The 8227-nt window shown below is 37.6% G+C and carries 8 protein-coding genes; 7 read left to right on the plus strand and 1 reads right to left on the minus strand.

Features of this window, described 5'->3' with window-relative positions; genetic code table 11:
• Positions 1–36 precede the first annotated feature (36 nt).
• The 6 genes from ACEN4N_RS07420 (at position 37) to ACEN4N_RS07445 (ending at position 4619) form a co-directional block, all read left to right on the plus strand.
• Positions 37–459 carry a single-stranded DNA-binding protein gene (locus ACEN4N_RS07420; protein WP_407089474.1) on the plus strand — a complete coding sequence of 141 codons (423 nt, stop codon included), beginning with the start codon at positions 37–39 and terminating at the stop codon, positions 457–459.
• A 322-nt stretch (positions 460–781) separates the two neighbouring features.
• Positions 782–1498 carry a response regulator transcription factor gene (locus tag ACEN4N_RS07425; protein WP_407089481.1) on the plus strand — a complete coding sequence of 239 codons (717 nt, stop codon included), beginning with the start codon at positions 782–784 and terminating at the stop codon, positions 1496–1498.
• Positions 1498–2913, plus strand: a complete 1416-nt coding sequence (locus ACEN4N_RS07430; RefSeq protein WP_407089475.1) for an ATP-binding protein — start codon at positions 1498–1500, stop codon at positions 2911–2913. The genes ACEN4N_RS07425 and ACEN4N_RS07430 overlap by 1 nt, the downstream gene beginning before the upstream one ends.
• Before the next feature lie 11 nt (positions 2914–2924).
• Positions 2925–3713 (plus strand): hypothetical protein, encoded by a 789-nt coding sequence (locus tag ACEN4N_RS07435; protein WP_407089476.1) that lies wholly within the window; start codon positions 2925–2927, stop codon positions 3711–3713.
• Positions 3714–3727: 14 nt separating this feature from the next.
• Positions 3728–4429: an NAD(P)H-dependent oxidoreductase gene (locus ACEN4N_RS07440; RefSeq protein ID WP_407089477.1), complete on the plus strand. Its 702-nt coding sequence runs from the start codon at positions 3728–3730 to the stop codon at positions 4427–4429.
• A gap of 13 nt (positions 4430–4442) precedes the next feature.
• Entirely contained in the window at positions 4443–4619 is a 177-nt protein-coding gene (locus tag ACEN4N_RS07445; protein ID WP_218931585.1) for a hypothetical protein, read from the plus strand.
• A 50-nt stretch (positions 4620–4669) separates the two neighbouring features.
• On the opposite strand, the gene tyrS is transcribed toward ACEN4N_RS07445, so the two are convergent.
• Positions 4670–5938, minus strand: a complete 1269-nt coding sequence (tyrS, locus tag ACEN4N_RS07450) for a tyrosine--tRNA ligase (protein WP_407089478.1) — start codon at positions 5936–5938, stop codon at positions 4670–4672.
• A 328-nt stretch (positions 5939–6266) separates the two neighbouring features.
• Between tyrS and ACEN4N_RS07455 the strand changes: the two genes are divergently transcribed.
• Positions 6267–8024 (plus strand): NlpC/P60 family protein, encoded by a 1758-nt coding sequence (locus ACEN4N_RS07455; RefSeq protein WP_407089479.1) that lies wholly within the window; start codon positions 6267–6269, stop codon positions 8022–8024.
• Positions 8025–8227: the final 203 nt, after the last annotated feature.

Genomic DNA, 8227 nt, shown 5'->3' on the forward strand with positions numbered 1-8227 from the left:
ATATATATATAGACCAAAAAAGAAAGGGGTGATTTTTTGAATAAAGCAATGTATGTTGGAAGAATTGTACGAGATGTTAGACGAAATAAAGTAGGTCAAAATGGTCGTGTTGTTAATAATGTTATTGCGATCAATCATTATCAAAAAGATGCAAACGGTGAGCGCCGGGCTGATTTTATTCCATTTGTCGCTTGGAACCATCTTGCTGATTTGTTGCATAACTATACTGCCAAAGGGGATCAAATTGCCATCACCGGTAAGATGCAAAGTCGCAAATACACAGACAGCGAGAATAATGACCGATACGTCATTGAATGTCTTGTCGAAGAACTAACTTTATTGCAATCACGTGACTCAGATGGCTCAAAACAAAAGCAAACCGACAATAATCAAGTTGAGCAAAATCAAAGTACGGATATCCAAATTGATGAAGAAAGTATTCGTGCTGTGATGAACTAATAAAAAAATTATTCTATAATTTTAACCATTAAACCCAGTAAAGTATATTATTCAAAAGTACCAAAGCCTAATTTATAAACCTCTAAAGATGCTTAGTATAATCGATACCTTTTTATTTACGTATATTCCAACCTCCCAAAAGTGACGTAGGTAAATACGAAGGTAGATTATATTGGGCATTTTTTGTATGCAAATGTGACGAAATTGTGAATATTATGAGGAGATGAGAGATAATGGATTCAAATTGCTTAAAATCATTTAATTCATGTATAATAATGACTACAAGGCACGAGGATTGTGCAAAAGGAGGCAGGAAACAATGATGAACGTTTTAATGATAGAAGATAATGAATCAGTGAGCGAAATGATGTCGATGTTTTTTGAGAATGAAGGCTATGAAGCAGCCTTCCATCAGGACGGAGCAGAAGGCTACGAAGCGTATAAAAATAATCCTACGAAATGGGATATCGTGATATTAGACTTGAATCTTCCTACAATGGACGGCATGCAAATCTGTCGGAATATACGAAAAATATCTAATGAAACACCGATTATTATGTTAACAGCGAGAGATTCAGAAAGTGATCAAGTGATTGGACTTGAAATTGGGGCAGATGATTATGTAACAAAGCCTTTCAGCCCGATTACATTACTCGCTCGTATGAAAGCATTACACCGACGAGCTCAGGTAACACCGACACAAGAGGAAGAAGTGGAAACTGCTTCAGAATTTGATGTTGAAACAGAAATTATCCATATCAATACATCAACACGCGAAGCTTATTATAAAGATAAACCCATTGAGAATCTCACACCGAAAGAGTTTGATTTACTTGTTGCATTTACAGAACATCCTAAACGAGTATTTAGTCGTGAAGACTTATTAACAAGTCTTTGGGAAGATCCTTTCTTTGGAGATGAACGTACTGTTGATGCACATATTAAGAAATTACGTCAGAAAATTGAACAAGTGGGTCCACAAATAATTCAAACAGTCTGGGGAGTCGGTTATAAATACGAAGCACCTGGTGAGGAATAATGAAGGTTTTATGGCAACAACTGTTTGCATTTTTATTAGTCATTATTGCAACGGTTGCGCTTTTTGCTTATCGAATTGAAGGTGAAATGACGACTGAGATTGAGCAAACACGTGAGCAGCAATTACTAAATTACGGGTATAACATCGTTAATAATAACTTTTCACGAAATGATTTAGTGAGAACATCTCAGTTATTAGCAAGTGAAAACATTGTTATTCAAGTGTATTTATCAGATGGAAGAACAATTTATCCGACTTATGATCAACGCTTCGATGCGAATTTATCTCAGGAAGAGTTGCAGTTAATTCAATCTGGTCAATATCTTGGCTTTCGAACAGTGGACCGTTATAACCAAAACGGCGAGGTTGAGCCTTATCTAACTGTATATCTACCCCATCAGGATGTTGGGGAATTTCCATCAGGCTTTATTAGTTTGGCGGCTCCATTAGATGACCTACAAGCAAGACTTGATGCAGTCAGACAGAATATATTTATATCACTTATTTTAGCGATTATTATGGGGGTTATTATTAGTACAGTTTACTCAATCTTGCAAACGCGCAAAATCCATCGACTCCAATATGCAACTAGACAAATTGGTCAAGGAAATTACGATGTAACGATAGAGACGGATGGGCAAGATGAGTTTGGGGATTTAGCAAGGGATTTCCAAAAGATGTCACATTCACTAATGGAATCGCAAGAAGAAATAAAGAGACAAGAAGGTTTAAGACGTCAATTCATGATGGATGTTGCTCATGAAATGCGGACACCACTGACAACGATGAGCGGACTTCTGGAAGGCTTACAGCATAATATGATTCCAGAGAAGCAACGAGGGCGAAGCTTAGAATTGATTCAACGGGAAACGCAAAGACTGACTCGATTAGTCAATGAAAACTTAGACTACGAAAAAATTAGAAGCCATCAATTCGTCTTAACTAAGCAGGAGAATGATGGGAATAAACTCCTCGACCAAATTAAAGAACAATTATCACGGAAAGCAGCTAAGAAAAATATTAATATTATAGTTGAAGCAGAAGAGGGCTTAATTGTGTGGGCAGATTATGATCGAATTATTCAAATTCTCATAAATCTCGTCACCAATGCCATTCAATTCTCTGAAGACAGTGATATTATTTTACAAGGGAAGATGCAAGAAGAGTATAGTGAAATTAAAGTTATCGACCAGGGTATCGGAATCGATCCAGCGCATCTACAAAGTATTTGGGAAAGATTCTATAAAGTGGACGAATCAAGGAAAAATACTGAGTTTGGAGAATCGGGTATTGGTTTATCTGTCGTTCAATCACTCATTGAAGCTCACCAAGGTAATATAGAAGTCGACAGTGAATTAGGTAAGGGTTCAGTATTCACTGTGAAGTTACCACATAAAAAAGAAAGTAAACTCTGAAAGGAACCGTCATGACGAAGCAAGCAAAAATTTTAGTTTTATTGTCCTGTACAATACTTGTTGCGGTAATCATTCAATTAAGTTTCTTTTTGTATTCTCAGCATCAAGTAAAAAACATCCATCGCCAAGAAGCTTATGCTCAAGGAGTCACTCAACAAATTGATCAATATTACTTTGATAAAGAAACAGGCTTTGTTATTGAAGATATGAATGAGGATGATTTAATGAGTATCCGTACACACTTGAGTGACTTAGAAGAATCAGAAGTCCTAGGACCGAAACAAATCCAAGCGTATAATGATTTACATCGTCGTTATTACGCTCGCAATGAAGTGAATGCAATGTATATTGAACCTGTAATCACTGGTGGGCAAGTCAATAGTAATGTTCCTTATGTGGAAAACATTGAATATTACACCCTACTTGAAACGATTGAACCTTATCGCTTCCAAGAGACAGAGGATAACTTTCAAAAAACAATCAATTTACTTATTGATGATGCGTTAAGTCAAACTTTAAATTATGAAACTGTAGTAACTACATTAAATAATTTAAAGTTTATTCCTGTGACGGAGGGATATTTCGAAGTCATTGCACGTGGATTGAAGGAAGCTGAAGAAGCCTATGCATTAGTGTACAATCAAACATTATTGGCTAAACTAAATGACGCTTTCCAAAGCTACGCAAGAGAGCTGGTCGAGGAAATTAATGCCAGTAATATTGATGTAGCAAATCTTCAAGAATTCCAAAACGCTATGGAGATATCTCCATATTTAAAGCGATTATTTGGACCAGAATAACTGAGGAGGATTGAATGAGTAAAACAATTGTATACGTAGCTCATCCAGATGTTGCGGCTTCGAGTAGTCAGCAATTTCTATTAAGTTCAGGCAAGCATATAACAGATGTGACCTACGTAGATTTACAAAGTGAATTTGACCACAATGGGTCATTCAATGCTGAAGCAGAACAAGCTCGTCTATTAGAGTATGACCGAATTATCTTTCAATTCCATCTTTATTGGTATCAAGCACCAGCAATTATGAAACTGTGGTTAGATACGGTCATTGAAGATAGACAAACAAATGATCAGTTGGCTAGACAATTAGCAACAAAAGAATTAGGTGTTGTTGTTGTGGCAGGTGTGAAGGAGAGTCAGTATCAAGCAGGTGGGCGAGAGAGACGGACGTTATCAGAAGTATTATCTCCGTATGAATCATTGGCAAATTACTTTAATATGACTTATTTACCTATTTTTTCGGTTCACCAATTTGCTTATATGAGTGAATCTGAGAAGATGGAGTTAATGTATCAATACGCTTGTTACTTAGAAGAAGGGACGCATTTAAGTTATTTAACTTATCAGCGCTACTTGTTAGATAAATTAGAGGCCATTGAAGCTGAGCAACTCAATCTATCGGCAGAAAATGAAATTCTATTCGATCTGTGGAAGCAAACGCTAGAAGATCAAGCGGATGAAGTGAGTGAATTATTCACTTTAACTGATCGCTGGTAAGGAGGTTGACTCGATGAATACACACTATGATAACTATCATGATGAATGGGTTGAGAAAGCAGCAGATTATCCGACGAAAGCTTTATTAGTCGCTGCGATGAATTTATTAAGAGAACAAGAGAAACGCATTGAAAACCATAAAGGAAAATTAGATGGTGCAAGTTGGAGTCCAGAAAATTGGAACGAATAAAAAAGAAGTCACCTACTAAAAAGTAGGTGACTTCTTTTTGGACTGAAGTATTAATCTTCAAAAATAACTAAATGATATTTCTTTTTACCGCGACGGACAATGATGTATTTACCATCGATCGCATCGTCAGGACCAATCTCATAATCAACATCATTAATTTTCTCTCCGTTGATAGAGATGGCATTGTTATTAATAAATTCACGTGATTGTCTTCTTGAATCAACAATTCCAGTGTCAACTAACCAGATAGCTAAATTCTCAGATTGTCTAGCAATTGTCGATTGTGGCATGTTTTTAAAACCTTCTTCAATTTGTTTTGCTGAAAGTTGACCAACTTCACCAGTAAAAAGTGCTTCAGTAATTTGTTGCGCTTCATCTAGTGCTTCTTGACTGTGGACAAAACGAGTAACTTCTTCAGCTAAACGGCGTTGAGCTACACGTAAGTGTGGATTCACTTCAATTTCTTTCTCTAAAGCTTCAATCTCTTCTTTAGATAAGAAAGTAAAGTATTTAAGGAATTTAGTAACATCTGAGTCTTGCTGATTAATCCAGAATTGGTAGAATTCATAAGGTGTTGTTTTCTCTGGGTCTAACCAAATCGCATTTCCAGCTGATTTACCAAATTTAGTTCCATCTGATTTCAGCATTAATGGAATGGTTAATCCATAAGCTTCTGCTTCAGAACCTTCCATTCGACGAATGAAATCAAGTCCCGCTGTAATATTACCCCATTGGTCTGCACCACCTACTTGTAATTGAACATCTAAGTTCTTGTATAAATAATGGAAATCAATGGATTGTAATATTTGGTAAGTAAACTCAGTGAATGAAATCCCTGTTTCTAAACGAGAAGCTACGATATCTTTAGCAAGCATTGTATTGATGTTAAAATGTTTTCCGTAGTCACGTAAGAAATCTAATAAAGATAATTCACTTAACCAATCGTAATTATTTACAACACGGAAGCCACTATTTTCAGCATCGCCTTTTAAGAATAACTTATCCATTTGTTGTGTCAGTTTATTGGCGTTCTCTTTTACAACGTCCATGGTCTGTAATTGACGTTCACTACTACGGCCGCTTGGATCTCCAATTGAACCTGTCGCCCCACCAATAACTACGACTGGATTGTGACCAGCTAATTGAAATCGTTTAAGGATCATGAATGGAATTAAATGACCGATATGCATTGAATCCCCTGTCGGGTCAACTCCGCAATATAGACCAATCGCTTTTTTATGTGTTAGTTTTTCTAGACCTTCTGAGTCTGTTTGTTGATTGATGGCTCCACGCCACTCTAAATCTTCTAGAATATGCATTATGAGTCTCCTTTATAGAATTGAATAGATAATCTTATTATAGGGATTTAAGTTTAGTTAATCAACGTTCTGTTACAAAAATAAAATTGAAGAAAGACTCTAAGTACTCAAAGTATACTGAAATTATAGGATAAGAAAAATCACTTAAATGACAAAAACTCTGAAATTTTACAGTAGTGTTACAAACAGTATACGAATCAAAGAAAATCAACTATTCAACTCAAAGGTGTGTTATTATCTTCTCAGGTCGAAAAAAAGAAGATTTAATGAATATAATATGAATTTGACGAATATAACAAAACTAGTATTAACGAAGGAGCAATAAACAATGAAGAAAACTTTTTCTAAGAGCTTATTCAAAACTTTATTTACATCTGCATTAGCATTAAGTTCGGTAGCAGCACCAGTTTTAGCATCAGCTCAAAACTATGACGCGCTGATTAATGAAGCAGACGTTCAAATTGAAGGTTTAAGTGCTCAACAAACAGCTTTATACGCTCAATTAGCTACAGCATATGCTGAAATTGATACAATTCAAGCAGAGGCAACTGCAGTCCTTGAAGCAGTAGCAGAAGATGATGCGTTAATCGCTGAATTGGAAGAAGAAATTACTCAACTTGAAGATATTATCGGTAAACGTGAAGGCTTATTAGCTGATCAAGCACGTGCTGTTCAAGTAAGTGGTGGATCATCTAACTATTTAAACTATGTAGCATCATCAGAATCAGTAAGTGATTTTGTTGGTCGTGTAGATGTTATTAACAAAATGGTATCTGCAAACAAAGATTTATTAAATGTACAAATTTCAGATAAAGAAGATGTTGAAAGCAAAAAATCTGAAACAGAATCAACAAAAAATCAAAAAATCGAAAAAATGGTTGAACTTGAAGCTTTAAAAGAAGAGTTGTCAGCACAAACTGCAGCATCTGAAGAAGTTTACAACCAATTAACAAACGATATTTCATTAGCAGCTTCTCACCGTGAAGCATTAGTTGCTGAACGTCAAGCATTCGAAGAAGCTCAACGTATCGCGGCTGAACAAGCGGCAGCAGCTCAAGCGCAAGCAATCGCAGAAGCCGAAGCAGCAGCCCAAGCACAAGCTGAGGCGGAAGCTCAAGCAATTGCAGAAGCACAAGCGAATGCAGCAGCTCAAGCTGAAGCAGCAGCCCAAGCGCAAGCAAACGCTGAAGCGGCAGCTCAAGCAGCAGAAGAAGCTCAAGCAATTGCAGAACAAACTCCAGTAGTTGAAGAAGCACCAGTTGTTACAGAAGAAGCGCCTGTAGAGGAAGCACCAATCGTTGAAGAAACTCCTGTAGTGGAAGTCCCTGTAGAGGAAGCACCAATCGTTGAAGAAACTCCTGTAGTGGAAGTCCCTGTAGAGGAAGCGCCAATCGTTGAAGAAACACCTGTAGAAGAAGTACCGGTAGTTGAAGAAACACCAGTTGTTGAAGAGCAACCAGTAGAGGAAGAAGTTATTGCAGATACACCTACATGGGAAGTTGTAGAAGAAGCACCTGTAGTTGATGACCAAGCAGCAGCTCAAGCACAGGCAGAAGCTGAAGCAGCGGCACAAGCTCAAGCCGAAGCTGAGGCAGCAGCCCAAGCGGCAGCAGAGGCCGAAGCCCAAGCAGCAGCAGAAGAAGCGGCGGCGCAAGCTCAATTAGAGGCAGAAGCAGCAGCTCAAGCGGCAGCAGAGGCAGAAGCTGAAGCCCAAGCAGCTCAAGGAAGTGTTGATGCATTATTATCAAACGCATCGCAACACTTAGGAACACCATATGTATGGGGTGGGAAATCACCTTCAGGCTTTGACTGTTCAGGATTTGTACAACACGTATTCCAAGAAACTTACGGAGTTAACGTAGGTGGATGGACTGGAGCACAAGAAAACGCTGGAACTAAAATCGGTGTTGGCGAAGCTCAAGCTGGAGATTTATACTTCTGGGGAACACCTGGATCTACTTACCACGTTGCAATCGCAACAGGTAACGGTAACTACATCCATGCGTCACAACCAGGAACACCATTAGAGTATAACTCAGTTAGCTCTTACTTCATGCCAAGTTTCGCATTACGCGTAAACAAATAATTAGTAGAATTTAACAACCAGGTCAGGAAAGTCTGATCTGGTTTTTTGTTTATAAATTTTTGGGGGAGAATTTTTCGGTTCATGAATTTTTGATGTTGGTGGACCGAGGAGCCAGGTGACGCAGTCACCTTGGCTCTTTTTTTATTCCTATGTTTAAGTGTCTCTCTATGCAACGATAGTTTGTGTTGTGTTCTCATCTTTAA

This window comes from Ruoffia sp. FAM 20857 (genome assembly GCF_045528645.1).
Lineage (GTDB): Bacteria > Bacillota > Bacilli > Lactobacillales > Aerococcaceae > Ruoffia > Ruoffia halotolerans.